This is a genomic window from Pacificibacter sp. (genome assembly GCF_039769035.1).
Classification (GTDB): Bacteria; Pseudomonadota; Alphaproteobacteria; order Rhodobacterales; family Rhodobacteraceae; genus Celeribacter.
Genome location: NZ_JBDMZG010000146.1, coordinates 1 through 13,743, shown reverse-complemented (window position 1 = coordinate 13,743; position 13,743 = coordinate 1). Strand labels below are relative to the sequence as shown.

Sequence of the window (13,743 nt, the reverse complement as noted above, 5' to 3'; positions counted from 1 at the left end):
TTAGTTGTCGAGCGCGCGCGCTTCGTCGGCCAACATAATCGGAATGCCGTTGCGAATGGGATAGGCCAGCTTGGCGGTCTTTGACACCAGCTCTTGCGCGTCAGCATCATAGCTCAGCGGGCCACGCGTAAGCGGGCAAACCAAAGCTTCGAGCATTCTGCGATCAAATGGGATTGTCTCGGGTGTCATTACATTATGTCCTCGTTGTTGCCGCCTCGTAGCGCAAATTCCATCAGCGTGACAAGTGTTTCGCGGCGCGTTGTGAGCGACGGGGCCTCAAGCAGCGCCTGTTTGTCTTCTGGCTCAAACGGGCAGAGCATCGACACCGAATTGATCAATGCCTCATCAGACGCCGCCGCCAGACTGTTCCAATCGACGTCCAATTCTTCGTCCGCAAAGTAACGGCGCAGAACTTTCAAAAACGCATCGCGGTCCAGCCCAGCGTCGTGCTCTGCTGGCCCCAGATCGCGTTCGAAGTCGGTCCACTCAAGGGTCGCGCGCCTGTAGGGTGCAAAACCGCTCACTTCTTCACCGATGCGACAACGCGAAATACCAGTGAGCGTGATCATGTAGCGGCCATCTTCGGTTTCGCTAAAGCTGGTCAACCGCCCAGCGCAACCGATGGCGTTCAGCCTGTCGCCCGCTGCCCCGCCGCGCGGTTGCGCCATGACAATCAGGCGCTCAGGCGTTTTCATGCAATCTTCGACCATTTGCAGATAGCGTGGCTCGAAAATGTGCAGCGGCAAAGGCGCGCGCGGCAACATCAACGCGCCTGGCAGCGCAAAGATGGGCAGCACGGAGGGTAGATCATTTGAATTTTTCATACCCATGAACTAGCCCGCCATTCCAATCAGACAAATATCATTGATGATAATTTGCGACGCCCGTTCAAAACAATCGGATCATTGGGTTTCAAACTGTCGAAAACCTTGAACAATTGTTCTTTGGCAGCGCCTTCATTCCAATCGCGATCTTGTTTGAATGCGGCCAACAAAGCCTCAACAGCTTCTTCGACCTGACCCTCTGCGTGCAAAGCTGTGGCCAAATCAAGGCGTGCTTGCATATTGGCAGGATCGGCTTCCACAACGGCGGTCAGTTCGGCAACAGGGCCTGCGTTTTCGGCCTCACGCGCCAGCGCGATTTGGGCGAACACGGCCTCGACCAAAGGTGAGTCTGAGATCTCAGCAGGCATGCCGTTCAGCACCGCTTCGGCTTCCTCCAGTGCATCTTTGGCAACATGGCATTTGGCCAAACCAACAAAAGCACCAACGTTCTTTTGGTCTTCTTCCAAGATCGCGGCGTATGTTTCGGCCGCGTCATCAACCTCGCCCGCTTCAAACATCTCGTCGGCAGCTTCAACAGCGGCGTCCAAACCACCGTCATCGCCAAGGTCCAAAAGCTTGGCCACGAAAGCGTCGATTTCGGACTGCGGCAGCGCGCCTTGGAAGCCATCGATTGGCTCGCCTTGCCAGAAGGCAAAGACCGTCGGAATGGATTGCACCCGCATTTGCCCTGCGAGCATCTGGTTTTGGTCCACGTCAATTTTTGCCATGCGCACTTTTCCGTCGGCTGCGTTCACGGCAGCCTCCAAAGCCGGCCCGAGCGTTTTACATGGGCCACACCAAGGCGCCCAGAAGTCGACGATCACAGGGACCGTTTTCGACATCTCGACCACTTCTTGCATGAAGTTGTTTTCGGTCACGTCAATGATATGTGCGCCCGCAGTTGGGGCGGTGGATGTCCCGAGTTCGATCATTTGGGTCTCTCCTGAAACGTTGCTTGGTCTCTATATGCGCTTGTTTGCAGAGATTTTAAAGGTCGAAGGTGGCAAAGACGGGCGCGTGATCAGATGGTTTTTCCCATCCACGCGCATCGCGCAACACGCGGCTGGAATGGGCCGCATTGGAAATGTCGGACGTGCCCCAGATATGGTCGAGACGACGGCCTTTGTCGGCCACGTCCCACTCTTTGGCGCGATACGACCACCAGCTGTACAAAAGCCCTTCGGGGATGTCTTGGCGGGTGATGTCGACAAAGCCGCCTGCGTCTTGGGTCTGGGCCAGATGTTCGACCTCGATCGGGGTATGCGAGACGATTTTGAGCAGTTTTTTGTGGTCCCACACATCATCTTCGCGCGGCGCGATGTTCAGATCGCCCACGAGAATAGATTTTTTCGGTTTATTGGCATGAAAAGCGTCGCGCATTTCGGTCAGGTAGTCGAGCTTTTGGCCGAACTTTTCGTTGATCTCGCGGTCCGGTTTGTCGCCACCTGCGGGCACATAAAAGTTGTGAATGGTCACCCCGTTTTCCAGCTTGCCCGCCACGTGGCGCGCATGACCCAGAGAGGCGTAATCTTCGCCGCCCGCGTCCTCAATCGGCAGTTTCGACAGGATCGCAACGCCGTTATAGCCCTTTTGCCCGCGCGCAACCATGTGCTCGTAGCCCAGCGCACGAAAGCCTTCGAGCGGGATTTTTTCGACGGGGGATTTGCACTCTTGCAGACACAAAACGTCAGGCGCTTGTTCTTCGAGAAGTTTCAAAACAATCGGCTCGCGCAGACGCACTGAGTTGATGTTCCAAGTGGCGAGCGTGAATGACATGAGCGACTTCCTGAGATACGGCCAAAGCGGCCTTTTACATTTGATCGTCAGGTTAATCTGCCTTGCACGCTTGCGCCACCCAGAATTGGGTCAATCGTATTGGACCACTTCGACCTCAATGCCATCGGTGGCGTCAAAGTAGAACCGGCGACCTGGTTCATAATCGGCGTGTGAGCCTGTGGTGAACCCCGCCCGTTTCACGCGTGCCTCAACCGCATCAAGGTCATCGACCACAACGGCGATGTGATTGAGACCCGAAAGCATGCCATAGCTGTTGGCGGCTGGGACTGGGGCGGTGGGCGGCTGGTAGATGGCGATATAGCTATCGGCCCCACCCACATGGGCGCTTTTACCACCATTGATTGACGGCCCCTGCCAGCGGATGTCCCACCCAAAAATGTAAGTCATCCAGTCGGCTGTTTCTTGCAGGTTCGCGACGGTGACATTCACGTGTTCTAGCTTCACTTGTGTCATGATTCTCTCCAATTCAGGTTTGATTTGCTTTGGTGAGTTAAGTGTGTAATTGCTAAAGCTCACTTTAGGTCAAGGGTTTTTTATGGCACTTTCAAAAGAACTTTCCATCGGGCAAGTCGCCGCGCGCACTGGCATCGCTGTGTCGGCCTTGCGCTACTATGAATCTGAGGGGCTGTTGCAGGCCAATCGCAACGCAGGCGGGCAGCGGCGCTATGCGCGGGTGGCGCTCAGACGGATTTCATTCATCATCGCGGCGCAAAAGTTTGGTTTTTCCATCGCGCGCATTCGCGAATTGCTGAAAGACCTGCCCGAAAACCGCACTCCGAACGAGGCAGACTGGGGCAAGATTGCTTTGGACTTTCGCGCAGAGCTGGACGCGAAGATCGCATCACTGGAAAAGCTGCGCGACAATCTAGAAGGCTGTATTGGCTGCGGCTGTCTGTCGATGAAGAAATGCGCCATCTACAACAAAGACGACGCGGTCGCCGCCCGTGGGCCTGGTCCGCAGTTGCTCTGAACAGCAAAAAGGCCCCCAAAAGGGAGCCTTTTCACAAGGGAAAGGTCTAAGCCTTAGAATGTTGGCAAAGGTGGCAATGGCTGACCGAGCCACTCTTCGGAAATCGCATCCAATTCACCGCCAAGTGTCTTGTGCAAGATAAAGACGTTGACCCACTGAAGCAGATCGAAGTTGCCTTTTTTCACGCCGATGAAGGCAGGGCTTTGCTTCAAGATGAACTTGGTCTCAACGCTCATGTCAGGGTTGTCAGCGGACACTTGCGCGGCAGCTGTGTTACCAGCAACAAGCACGTCAACTTGACCAGATGTGTAGGCCGCCAAAGTCGCAGCGTTGTCACCGAAACGGATGATTTCAGCATCTTCTGGCGCGATTTTTGTCAACTCTAGGTCTTCCAAAGTACCGCCTGTAAGGCCGATTTTCATGCCTGACAGATCAGCCGCAGAAGAGATCATTTTGTCGTCAGCAGCAAAAGCACCAGAGTAGAACGGCGCGTAAGCAGCAGAGAACCAGATGGATTTCGCACGCTCAGGGTTGGCACCCATAGTGGCGATCACAAGATCAACGCGGTCTGTTTCCAAGAACGGGATACGCTGTTTTGACACAACAGGGACGATTTCCAATTCAACGCCGAGGTTTTCCGCGATCAATTTAGCAACGTCGACGTCATAGCCAACGTGCTCGCCTTCCATGCCCAATGAGCCGAATGGCGCAAAGCTTTCAGGCACAGCGATTTTAACAACGCCAGCGGACAAGATGTCTGACAGGTCAGCTTGTGCAGGGGCAGTGAATGGCAAAGCCATAACCGCGGCTGCGACCATAGATTTAAAAGTAGTTTTCAACATGTTGGAACTCCTAGGTTGAGATGTGCGTCCTGCTTTAGGCAGGTTTCTTTGAAACTGAGCCCAGACGTTTCTCCAACCAGCGCGACCATAAAGACAATGGGTAGCACAGGCAGAAATAGATCAACGCCATGAGCGGGAAGATGATGTAAGGTTCGGACCCTTCGATGGGCGCGTTGGCCCAGCGTTTGCCGATCGCCATAAGGTCGTGAAAGCCAATGATGTAAGCCAGCGAGGTGCCCTTGATGATCTGCACCATGAAGCCGACGGTGGGCGCCAAGGCGACGCGCAGTGCTTGCGGCAAGATCACTTTGCGAAGAGTGACGAAAAACCCAAGACCGATGGCACGGGATCCTTCCCATTGACCTTGTGGAACGCTTTCAATCGCGCCACGCCACACGTCCGCCATATAGGCCGAAGAATACATGGTGAGCGAGAAAATCGCCGCGATCCACGGATTAACAGTGACACCAAACAACGCAGGCGCGCCAAGTCCGGTGAGGAACAACAGCATCAACAGCGGCGTCGATTGGAACAGCCAGATATAGCTGATGGCAAAGCGCTTTGCGGGCTTGCTCGGCATGATCCGTAGCAAGGTGATGGCCCCGCCCAGAATGCCACCGCCGATAAAGGCGATCAGCGACAGATAGATCGTGTACTGCGTGGCTTCGATCAGTTGGAATAGAATGATGCCGTCGGGTTTGCCCAAAAGGCTGACAAAAAACTCTTTCATCGTGCGCCCTTCCAGCGGAAGGCCCGCTTTTCAACCACCTGCATCAGCCATTTGAAGGCCAAGGAGATGAGGATGTACAAAACCGTCAGGGTGAAGAAGACCTCGAAGGACCGGAACGTACGGCTGTCGATATAGAGACCCGCTTGGGTCAAATCGCGCACGCCGATCTCGGAAATCACGCCCGTTGTGAGGAACAAGAAGATGAACTGCGAATTGAGCGAGGCAAACATCTGCGCCACAGATTGTGGCACGATGATTTTGAAAAACTGGACATAACGCGGCAGGCCCAAAGCCTTGGCGGCGTCATGCTGCCCGTCGTCGACAACCTGAAAGCCTGCGCGCAGAATTTCGGCGAAATAGGCAGAAAAGTTGAGCGTCAAAGCCAAAACAGCGTGCGCCCAAAACGGCCAGACATAGCCCAAAAGCTGCGGCAAACCGAAAGCCACGAAAAACAACTGCACAATCAGCGGCGTGTTACGGATGAAGTCCACATAGGCGGCAGACACATAGCGCAGAACAGGGACTTTTTCATAGCGTGCGGCGGACAAGCCCAGCGCCATAATGAAACCAAGTATCGCCCCTGCCAGCGTCAAGACCGCACTCAACGTGACGCCTTCCGCCAGCAACCACAGATATTCCGGATTTCGGTAGATTTCGAAGAATCTCAGTTCCATGAATGCCCGGCTCCGCGCTGATCAGTTCGTATACAATCTTGTACTTCAGTCGAACCAATAGGCAGTCGCAGGTAGGTACAAGATAACGATAACAGCTAAAGGTCAGCATTCATGGCCACGCCAAAAATCGAGGCTAAATTTTGATCACCCGCACAATAAAAGGGCCGGATCATAACGATCCGAGCCCTTTTGATGGCGATAGCAGCGTAAAAATTATGCGGCCAAGCGGTATCCGCCAGATTCTGTCACCAAAATGCGCGCATTCGAGGGATCAGGTTCGATCTTTTGACGCAAACGGTAGATATGCGTTTCCAAAGTGTGCGTCGTCACGCCCGCATTGTAGCCCCATACCTCGTGCAACAGCACGTCACGCGGCACAACGGATTCGCTTGAACGGTACAAATATTTCAAAATATTTGTTTCTTTTTCCGTCAGACGAATTTTCTTTTCATCATCCGTGACCAACATCTTTTGGGCAGGCTGGAACGTGTAAGGCCCAAGCTGGAACACCGCCGCTTCAGATTGTTCATGGGTGCGAAGTTGCGCGCGAACGCGGGCCAAAAGCACAGGGAATTTGAACGGTTTGGTGATGTAATCATTTGCGCCTGCATCCAGACCCAAGATCGTATCCGCATCGGTGTCGTGACCTGTAAGCATCAAGATCGGTGCTTTGACACCGCTTTTGCGCATCAATTTACACAGCTCGCGACCATCTGTGTCTGGCAGGCCGACATCCAACATGACCAGATCATAGTGCTGATCCTTAATCTTCTCCATGCCCGTTGCGCCGCTGTCGGCTTCGAAAATGTCGAAATCTTCGGTCATCACCAACTGCTCGCTGAGCGCCTCGCGCAAGTCGTCGTCGTCATCAACCAGCAAAATCTTTTTGAGAGTGGCCATTGTGAATGCCCTCCTTTGTTGTCTCTGTCTAAGAAGTGATGCGCGATCACGCCTGCGACAAGATTTGCGACAGTCATTTCACGCAACCGTGTAAATCGGGCGGGATATGTTTCACTTTGCGACAATAATCACTACATATGGCGCTGTCACACCGATGGAAATGCATATGAGCCTTGCCCCTAGCCTACCAGAATTGATCGCCCGCGCCCGCGCAGACCTGCGCATGGGGGTGCCTATTGTCCTGCGCTCAGAGTCTGGCATGTCTTTGGCAATCGCGGCGGAAAATCTTTCAGGCGACCGCTTGGACACCTTCAAATCCATTGGCAAGGTTGTTTTGGCGATCACATCACGCCGCGCAGAAACGTTGAAAGTGCCGATCTATGACGGCGATGTCGCGCGACTGGACGTGCCTGCGGAGGCGAAAACCTCATGGATCGAATCTATCGCGGACCCCGCTGATGATTTGAACACCCCGATGAAGGGACCGTTTGTGAGCACCCGTGGTGGCTGCGCCGAACGGCACCGCGCCGCGATCAAGCTGGCCAAGTCTGCCCGCTTGCTGCCCGCCGCGATTTTGGTCGACACAAGCGACGCCCTTACCTTGGCGGCTGAACACGGGCTGACCGTGGTGCCCGTTGAAGAGGCCACACCTTATATGGAGCTGCTCGCGCCGTTGCAGGACATCGTGAATGCGCGCGTGCCGCTGACAGCCCATGACGCGGGGCGCGTTCATGTGTTTCGCCCTGATGATGGCGGCGAAGAGCATTTCGTCATTGAGATCGGAAAACCAGATCGCAGCAAGCCCGTCTTGGCACGATTGCATTCGGCCTGTTTCACCGGCGATCTGTTTGGCTCGCTCAAATGCGATTGCGGGCCACAGCTGCACGCAGCGCTCGGCGCGATGGGTGAAAACGGCAGTGGTGTGCTGCTGTATCTGAACCAAGAAGGTCGCGGCATTGGTCACGCCAACAAGATGCGTGCCTATTCTTTGCAAGACCAAGGCTATGACACTGTTGAGGCCAATCACCGCCTTGGCTTTGAAGATGATGAGCGCGATTTCCGCATTGGTGCGGCGATCTTGAAAGAAATGGGGTTCTCTGCTGTCAATCTGATGACCAACAACCCCGCCAAAATCGCCCGCATGCAAGAACATTGCATCGAGGTCGTTTCCCGCGTGCCTTTAGAAGTCGGCAAAAACCGCCACAACAGCGCTTACCTTGCGACCAAGGCCAAAAAATCGGGGCACCTTCTATAGTGCAGCCGTTTTCCCCCACAGATATTGTCGCCAGCAAATGGGGCGTGCGCTTTATGGGGCGGCGCTTTCCCTGCTCAATCGGCAAAGGCGGGATCACGTCACACAAGGTTGAGGGCGACGGCGCCTCGCCACGTGGCACACATTATATGCCCGGCATTCTATACCGCGCGGACCGCACACCGACGATCACCGGACCGATCACTGGCGAAATGATCTTGCCGCGCGATCTGTGGTGCGACGCACCCGATCATCCTGACTATAATCTATTGGTCAAAGCACCCTTTGCGCCCAGTCATGAAAAACTGCGGCGCGGGGATCGTCTGTATGATCTGGTGCTGATCACCGATTGGAACTGGCCAGAAGCGACGCCACATAAGGGATCGGCGATCTTTGTGCACCGGTGGCGCAGACCGCGATACCCGACAGAAGGCTGCATCGCCTTTCGCCCAGATCATTTGCGATGGATTGCACAGCGCATCACGCCTCGCACCCGCCTGATTATACGCTAAGTGATCTCATACGCCCGTGCGCCGAAAATGGCAGATCCCACCCGCACATAAGTCGCGCCATGGGCAATCGCCGTCTCAAAGTCGCCCGACATCCCCATCGACAGCTCTGGCAAATCGTTGCGCTTGGCGATCTCGGCCAACATCGCAAAATGCGGCGACGGATCTTGATCCGCCGGTGGAATACACATCAATCCTTCGACAGGCAGACCCAAATCGCGACACTCATATATAAAGGTGTCCGCGTCATCTGGCAGCACGCCAGCTTTTTGCGGCTCTGCGCCCGTGTTCACCTGTATATAGAGACGCGGGCAGTTTCCGGTCTCGGCCGCGATACGCGCAATGGCTTTGGCGATCTTAGGACGATCTACCGTATGGATGACATCGAACAGCTCCATGGCTTGGCGCACCTTGTTGGATTGCAGCGGTCCGATCAGGTGCAATTCCACGTCTGAATACGATTCCTTGAACGTCGGCCACTTGCCTGCAGCCTCTTGAATGCGGTTTTCACCGAACACGCGATGACCCAAGCGCAAAACATCTTCGACGCGTTCATTTGGCTGAATCTTAGAAACTGCGATCAAATGGGCTGATTTTGGGTCTTTTCCGGCCAAAATGGCCGCTTTTTCCACCCGATTTTGTATATCTTTGAGCCCCACGGACGCCTCCAAACCTAATAAAACTTGGCTATTTTCACACATTTAGGCCGGATTGCCACCGATGCGCAACAAGTGTGTGACCAACTTGCATCAATTCTTATCAGACCACCCAAAGTCACCCCACTTCCCTTGACCCAAAGCGCCATAAGTCGCAAATGTCTCGGCATGTGCTGGATTATCTAGCATCACATTTTTTCAAATCCACGAGGGTAACAATGAAAAAGATTCTTCTCTCCTCTGCAGCTATCGTCGCCTTCGCTGGCGCAGCAGCTGCTGACGTAAGCTTCGACGGCGGTTCTGCTGAACTTTCTTACAACGACATGACTGGCATGGCTTGGGAGCTTTCCACTGGCTTGTCATTCTCACAAGAATTGAACAACGGCTGGACAGCTGGCGCATCTGCAGCCATCGAAGTTGCTAACGACAATCTCGGCAACACCAGCGACGATCATGTCATTCAATTCGAAGACCTTGAGTTGTCTTTGACGTCTGAAATGGGCGGTCTTTACCTCGGTGACACAGCAACAGCTGCTGGCGTAAACTTCTCAGCTCCTAAAGCTCTTGACGGCGCGCCTGAAGCTGACTTCGACGTCAACATCTTGGATGAAGACACAGACGAAGTTGAAGCTGTTCTTCGTGCAGAATTGACATACGGCGACTACTCTGTTGCAGTTTCTGGCGCAACTGGTGCCGGTGCAACTGACTTCTCACACGTCCAGTTCTCTGCTTCTGCTGACCTCGGTGGCGTAACTGTTTCTGCAGCTTACCAAGACGCAGATCACGACGGTCTCGACGACGACGGCGACCTAGAGAACCTTGTTGGCGCAGCGACTGCATTTGCAGTTTCTACAACACTTGCTGGTGCTGACCTTTCTTTGGGTTACCTCGACAATGGCGCAGAAACATCAACTGGCCTCGGTGCTTCTTACACAGTCGACGCACTGACAGTTGGCGCTTACTTCACGTCTAACACTGTTGCAGACGACGCATGGGGCCTCGACGCTTCTTACGACGTAAACGAAATGGTTTCAGTTTCAGCTTCTTACGAATCTGACGACTCATGGGAAGTTGGCGTATCTTACGACGCGGCTCCAGTAACTGTTGGTCTTACACTTGAGAACGACAGCGCTTGGGACATCGACGCTACATTCGACGCTGGCAACGGCCTCACATTCGTAGCTGGTACAAACCAAGATGAAGAAGCTTACTTCGGCGCATCTTACGAACTCGGTGGCGACGCTACTCTTGCAATCGAATACGCAAAAGTTGACGAAGCAGACGCTGACGAAGACTTCGACGCAGGCACAACTGTTCGCCTCGGCTTTACATTCTAAGTCTCTAAGACTTTAGATTTTTGGGGCCGCTCCTTCGGGGGCGGCCCCTTTCGTTTGTGCAGTTGCTCGCTTTGAACCTAGCCCCTGTGCCAAAGCACTTGTTCATCCGATATTTGAACGGTACGGTTGCCTCGATTGATCGATAGGGAAACCACCGTATGCTCCGCCTTAAACACACTGCATTTATTGGCTTCATGGCCGCCTTTACATTGGCGGGATGTGGAAACGGGAGCCTTGGCTCTTTCGGGTCGCTCGGCGTAGGATCTCTGTCTGGTGGCGCAAATGCCCAACAGGTGGACGGCGAAACTGTCGATACGCGCAAGACGGGACAAGCGGTTGAGCTGCCCAACGGCGAAGTCATTGTGGTCGAACAACCCAATCGCCGCGGCGTTTTGGGCGGAGGCCGTGGGTCTTTGGAAGCCGGCGCACAAGTGAACAAATACATTTGGAACGCAGCCCTTGATGTGCTGTCCTTCCTGCCTGTTCAATCAGCCGATCCATTTACGGGCGTGATCATCACTGGATATGGCACACCTCCGGGTGGCGGCCGCGCTTACCGCGCTGTGATCCACGTAACCGATCCAGCCCTTGATGCACGCACCTTGAACCTGTCTTTGTACACCCGAGGCGGCGCCGTCAGCGATGACACCGTGCGCGCAGTCGAAGATGCTATCTTGAGCCGTGCCCGCCAATTGCGCACAGGCAAGTAACACACACCATATGTTTTAAGACCACGCCGAGCCGACGTGCTCGGCGTTTTGATGAAGACCCGAAGGATACGACACATGACCAGCTACACCCCTGCCGATCTTGAACCAAAATGGCAGAAGGCTTGGAACGAAGGTGAGGTTTTCCTCGCGAAACGCGATGAGAGCAAACCGAAATACTACGTGCTTGAGATGTTCCCGTACCCGTCAGGTCGCATTCACATCGGTCACGTGCGCAATTACACCATGGGCGATGTTGTCGCGCGGTATAAGTCCTCGACAGGGCATAACGTGTTGCACCCTATGGGTTTTGACGCCTTTGGCATGCCTGCGGAAAACGCGGCGATGGCCTCTGGTGGGCATCCGAAAACATGGACCTACGCCAATATCGACACCATGGTCGACCAAATGAAACCGCTCGGCCTGTCGATTGACTGGACGCGGATGTTTGCGACCTGTGATCCGGAATACTACGGTCAGCAGCAATCGATGTTTATCGATATGCTCGACAAAGGCTTGGTTTACCGGAAGAACGCTGTGGTCAATTGGGACCCCATCGACATGACCGTTTTGGCCAACGAACAGGTCGAAGACGGGCGCGGCTGGCGCTCTGGCGCTTTGGTTGAACGTAAAGAGCTGACCCAGTGGTTCTTTAAAATCTCCGACTATTCCGAAGATTTGCTGGAAGCCATTGATACCTTGGACAATTGGCCTGACAAGGTCAAAACCATGCAGAAAAACTGGATCGGCAAATCCCGTGGTTTGCAGTTCAGCTTTGATATTGTTGGCCGTGACGACCAAATCGAGGTCTACACCACCCGCCCCGATACGCTCATGGGCGCGTCTTTTGTCGGCATTTCTGCGGATCACCCTTTGGCCAAAGAACTGTCTGACGCCAATCCAGACATCGCGGCCTTCTGCGAAGAATGTCGCAAAGGTGGCACCACCGCTGAAGCGATTGAGAAGGCTGAAAAGCTTGGTCTGAACACAGGCGTTAAGGTCAAACACCCGCTCGATCCAAATTGGGAATTGTCGGTCTATATCGCCAACTTCATCTTGATGGATTACGGCACAGGCGCGGTCTTTGGCTGCCCAGCCCACGACCAACGCGATTTCGAATTTGCCACCAAATACGACCTGCCGATCACACCTGTCTTTGGCCCCGTCAAAGGCGAAGCTGCCGAAGGCGAAGCCTATGTGCCGCCAAAAGCCGACATGGTGAAATACTCCAAAGGCTTCGCAGGCGAGACCGTTCAAACCGGCGAAGCAGCCGTGGATGCGGCGATTGAACTGTGCGAATCCAAAGGCTTTGGCACAGGCGTGACCAAATATCGCCTGCGCGATTGGGGCCTGTCGCGTCAGCGTTACTGGGGCTGTCCGATCCCTGTTGTGCATTGTGATGACTGTGGCGTTGTCCCTGAAAAGAAAGAAAACTTGCCGATTGAGCTGCCCGATGATGTGTCTTTCGACATTCCTGGCAACCCGCTGGATCGTCACCCGACATGGCGTCAATGTGCCTGCCCAAGCTGTGGCAAAGACGCGCTGCGCGAGACCGACACGATGGACACCTTCGTGGACAGCTCTTGGTACTACGCGCGCTTCACTGCGCCGCGCGCGACCACGCCGACCATCGCCGAGGACGCCGATTACTGGATGAACGTCGATCAATATATCGGCGGCATCGAACACGCGATTTTGCACCTGCTTTACTCGCGTTTCTTCGCCCGTGCGATGAATGAAACAGGCCACCTGCCTGACAGCGCGCGCGAGCCGTTCAACGCGCTCTTCACCCAAGGCATGGTGACACACGCGATCTATCAAAACGCAGAACGCACAGATGACCACGGCCGCGCGATTTACCACTACCCGGAGGAAGTGGAAGAACGCGATGGCGAAACGGTTGTCAAAGCGACTGGCGAAAAGATCAAAGTGATCCCATCCGCCAAAATGTCGAAATCCAAAAACAACGTGGTCGATCCGGTTGAGATCATCAAACAATATGGTGCTGATACGGCGCGTTGGTTTGTGCTGTCCGACAGCCCGCCCGAACGCGATGTGGAATGGACAGCGTCAGGTGCCGAAGCCTCTGCTAAACACCTGAACCGTGTGCACCGTTTGGCGGCCGAGCTTGAAAACCAACCTGAGCAAGGCACAGGCGACGAAGACCTGATCCGCGCCGCGCATAAAGCCATCGTCGAGGTCACTTTGGGCGTTGATAGCTTTGGCTTTAACGCCTCTATCGCCAAGCTTTATGGCTTCACCAATGCCATCGCCAAATCCAAAGCGGGCCGTGAAGCCAAGCGCTTTGCGATCAAAACGCTGGCACAGTTGATGTCACCGATGACGCCGCACCTATCTGAGGAAATGTGGTCCCTGCTGGGTGGCGAAGGCCTGATCGTGCACGCCCCTTGGCCTGTCGCTGATGAAGCGATGCTGGTCGAGGATTCCGTGACCATGCCGATCCAAATCAACGGCAAACGCCGCGATGAAATCACCGTGCCAAAAGACATGCCGAAAGAAGAGGTTGAAAAACTTGTTCTAAAGG

The 13,743-nt window shown here is 54.5% G+C and carries 16 protein-coding genes; 6 read left to right on the top strand and 10 right to left on the bottom strand.

Features of this window, described 5'->3' with window-relative positions; genetic code table 11:
* The 5 genes from ABF287_RS12680 to ABF287_RS12660 all read right to left on the bottom strand — a co-directional run bounded on the left by ABF287_RS12680 (position 1) and on the right by ABF287_RS12660 (position 3,074).
* On the bottom strand, positions 1–189 hold the full coding sequence (locus ABF287_RS12680; protein ID WP_347185370.1) for a Trm112 family protein: 189 nt from the start codon (positions 187–189) through the stop codon (positions 1–3).
* On the bottom strand, positions 189–824 hold the full coding sequence (locus tag ABF287_RS12675) for an LON peptidase substrate-binding domain-containing protein (RefSeq protein WP_347185417.1): 636 nt from the start codon (positions 822–824) through the stop codon (positions 189–191). The genes ABF287_RS12680 and ABF287_RS12675 overlap by 1 nt, the downstream gene beginning before the upstream one ends.
* A 26-nt stretch (positions 825–850) precedes the next feature.
* Complete coding sequence (locus ABF287_RS12670; RefSeq protein ID WP_347185369.1) at positions 851–1,756, bottom strand: co-chaperone YbbN; 906 nt, start codon at positions 1,754–1,756, stop codon at positions 851–853.
* A 55-nt stretch (positions 1,757–1,811) separates the two neighbouring features.
* Positions 1,812–2,600, bottom strand: coding sequence for an exodeoxyribonuclease III (locus ABF287_RS12665; protein ID WP_347185368.1), 789 nt, complete (start codon positions 2,598–2,600; stop codon positions 1,812–1,814).
* A gap of 90 nt (positions 2,601–2,690) precedes the next feature.
* Positions 2,691–3,074 (bottom strand): VOC family protein, encoded by a 384-nt coding sequence (locus tag ABF287_RS12660; protein ID WP_347185367.1) that lies wholly within the window; start codon positions 3,072–3,074, stop codon positions 2,691–2,693.
* Between the two features lie 82 nt (positions 3,075–3,156).
* On the opposite strand from ABF287_RS12660, the gene soxR reads away from it, so the two are divergent.
* Positions 3,157–3,591 (top strand): redox-sensitive transcriptional activator SoxR, encoded by a 435-nt coding sequence (gene soxR, locus ABF287_RS12655; protein WP_347185366.1) that lies wholly within the window; start codon positions 3,157–3,159, stop codon positions 3,589–3,591.
* 53 nt (positions 3,592–3,644) lie between these two features.
* Here the strand turns inward: soxR and ABF287_RS12650 are convergent, their stop codons facing one another.
* The 4 genes from ABF287_RS12650 to ABF287_RS12635 form a co-directional block, all read right to left on the bottom strand.
* On the bottom strand, positions 3,645–4,433 hold the full coding sequence (locus tag ABF287_RS12650; RefSeq protein WP_347185365.1) for a transporter substrate-binding domain-containing protein: 789 nt from the start codon (positions 4,431–4,433) through the stop codon (positions 3,645–3,647).
* A gap of 34 nt (positions 4,434–4,467) precedes the next feature.
* Positions 4,468–5,163 carry an amino acid ABC transporter permease gene (locus tag ABF287_RS12645; RefSeq protein WP_347185364.1) on the bottom strand — a complete coding sequence of 232 codons (696 nt, stop codon included), beginning with the start codon at positions 5,161–5,163 and terminating at the stop codon, positions 4,468–4,470.
* Positions 5,160–5,837, bottom strand: coding sequence for an amino acid ABC transporter permease (locus ABF287_RS12640; protein ID WP_347185363.1), 678 nt, complete (start codon positions 5,835–5,837; stop codon positions 5,160–5,162). The genes ABF287_RS12645 and ABF287_RS12640 overlap by 4 nt, the downstream gene beginning before the upstream one ends.
* Positions 5,838–6,050: 213 nt before the next feature.
* On the bottom strand, positions 6,051–6,737 hold the full coding sequence (locus ABF287_RS12635; RefSeq protein WP_347185362.1) for a response regulator transcription factor: 687 nt from the start codon (positions 6,735–6,737) through the stop codon (positions 6,051–6,053).
* Positions 6,738–6,903: 166 nt separating this feature from the next.
* On the opposite strand from ABF287_RS12635, the gene ribA reads away from it, so the two are divergent.
* Together ribA and ABF287_RS12625 are read left to right on the top strand one after the other, a co-directional pair.
* Positions 6,904–7,992, top strand: coding sequence for a GTP cyclohydrolase II (ribA, locus tag ABF287_RS12630; RefSeq protein ID WP_347185361.1), 1,089 nt, complete (start codon positions 6,904–6,906; stop codon positions 7,990–7,992).
* A 53-nt stretch (positions 7,993–8,045) separates the two neighbouring features.
* Positions 8,046–8,501 (top strand): L,D-transpeptidase family protein, encoded by a 456-nt coding sequence (locus ABF287_RS12625; protein ID WP_347185416.1) that lies wholly within the window; start codon positions 8,046–8,048, stop codon positions 8,499–8,501.
* Here ABF287_RS12625 and ABF287_RS12620 read toward each other — a convergent pair.
* The gene (locus tag ABF287_RS12620) at positions 8,498–9,157 is read right to left on the bottom strand and encodes a YggS family pyridoxal phosphate-dependent enzyme (protein WP_347185360.1); all 660 of its coding nucleotides are present in this window, start codon (positions 9,155–9,157) and stop codon (positions 8,498–8,500) included. The two genes, ABF287_RS12625 and ABF287_RS12620, sit on opposite strands and share 4 nt — an antisense overlap.
* Before the next feature lie 215 nt (positions 9,158–9,372).
* Between ABF287_RS12620 and ABF287_RS12615 the strand changes: the two genes are divergently transcribed.
* The 3 genes from ABF287_RS12615 to leuS form a co-directional block, all read left to right on the top strand.
* Positions 9,373–10,491 (top strand): porin, encoded by a 1,119-nt coding sequence (locus tag ABF287_RS12615; protein ID WP_347185359.1) that lies wholly within the window; start codon positions 9,373–9,375, stop codon positions 10,489–10,491.
* Between the two features lie 158 nt (positions 10,492–10,649).
* Entirely contained in the window at positions 10,650–11,201 is a 552-nt protein-coding gene (locus ABF287_RS12610) for a DUF3576 domain-containing protein (RefSeq protein ID WP_347185358.1), read from the top strand.
* 75 nt (positions 11,202–11,276) lie between these two features.
* Positions 11,277–13,743: leucine--tRNA ligase (leuS, locus tag ABF287_RS12605; RefSeq protein WP_347185357.1), on the top strand; the 2,467-nt coding region annotated here is incomplete at its 3' end.